The organism is Sphingobacterium sp. T2, from assembly GCF_000814685.1.
Classification (GTDB): Bacteria; Bacteroidota; Bacteroidia; order Sphingobacteriales; family Sphingobacteriaceae; genus Sphingobacterium; species Sphingobacterium thermophilum.
In genome coordinates this window covers 1-913 of sequence record NZ_JXAC01000283.1, presented here as the reverse complement: position 1 = coordinate 913, position 913 = coordinate 1, and the positions used below count along the sequence as shown (strand labels likewise).

Below are 913 nucleotides of genomic sequence, written 5' to 3'. Positions count from 1 at the left end.
CGCAGAAGGAGCCGGTTATGCAGGAGGAATCGTCTCCGCAGCCATTGACGGCATAAATTGTGTCGACGCTATAAAAATTTAATTCACTAAGAATAAGACTGATGCAAAAATAAAGGCAAAATTTTCATCTTATCCTCTTGACAGATGCTGAAAAAGCCCTTATTTTTGTGTCAGAAAATCAAGCGAAAGTAGCTCAGTTGGTAGAGCACAACCTTGCCAAGGTTGGGGTCGCGAGTTCGAGCCTCGTCTTTCGCTCAAAAAAATTAAAGCAAAAGCTTCTCTATCGAGAAGCTTTTGCTTTTTTATTCTATATCTAACGTAGAAACAGGCCCTCTTCTTCCATTCTTATCCAATACCGCTATAGTCAGTTTCTGCCCTCTTTCTACACGTATTCCCGTGGCTTTATCTGCCTTTGACGAAGTCTGTGTAGGTAAAGATCCATCTAAGGTATAGTACACATCAAAACCCGGATACTCTGCAGCAAAAAGAACGATTTTCCCTTCCTGCTTCAATCCAACCTTCGGTAAACGGAAAGCCACTCTATCTTGGATCTCCTGCAATTCCACCCTCCCTATTCTGTCAATAAAGGAAGCGTAATCCTTATCAAATTTGGATATATCAAAAGTCTTTTCACTCTCATAAGGCTTGCGCTGCGCCCAAGCTCGCTCTGCCAATACATAAAACCTCGGAAAAGCTAGATAATCCAGATTTTCATCTTTAGCAAAGTCTCAGCAAACACCCCTCCTTTGATTCCTAAGAAGTGTGCTCGTCCCTTCTCATTGATACGCTCCAATTGGCTTATGCGCGACCTGTTCAATGTTTCCTTGTCCACTGTAGATGTATGGAAATATTAGCAAATAGTACTTCGAAACGCGATGTAGGAATTGAATAAAGATCAGCAATAAGTAGCCCA

2 protein-coding genes and 1 tRNA gene are annotated in these 913 nt (G+C 41.7%); 1 reads left to right on the top strand and 2 read right to left on the bottom strand.

All coding sequences use genetic code 11. From position 1 onward, the window contains the following. Positions 1-182 precede the first annotated feature (182 nt). Positions 183-255: transfer RNA gene (locus tag SD31_RS14090), tRNA-Gly, on the top strand. Between the two features lie 47 nt (positions 256-302). Here SD31_RS14090 and SD31_RS14085 read toward each other — a convergent pair. Continuing rightward, a complete protein-coding gene (locus tag SD31_RS14085) occupies positions 303-674 on the bottom strand; it encodes an FN3 associated domain-containing protein (RefSeq protein ID WP_039054583.1) in 372 nt (123 codons plus the stop codon). Between the two features lie 20 nt (positions 675-694). After that, positions 695-832: a hypothetical protein gene (locus SD31_RS16755; protein WP_156138386.1), complete on the bottom strand. Its 138-nt coding sequence runs from the start codon at positions 830-832 to the stop codon at positions 695-697. Between the last annotated feature and the right edge of the window lie 81 nt (positions 833-913).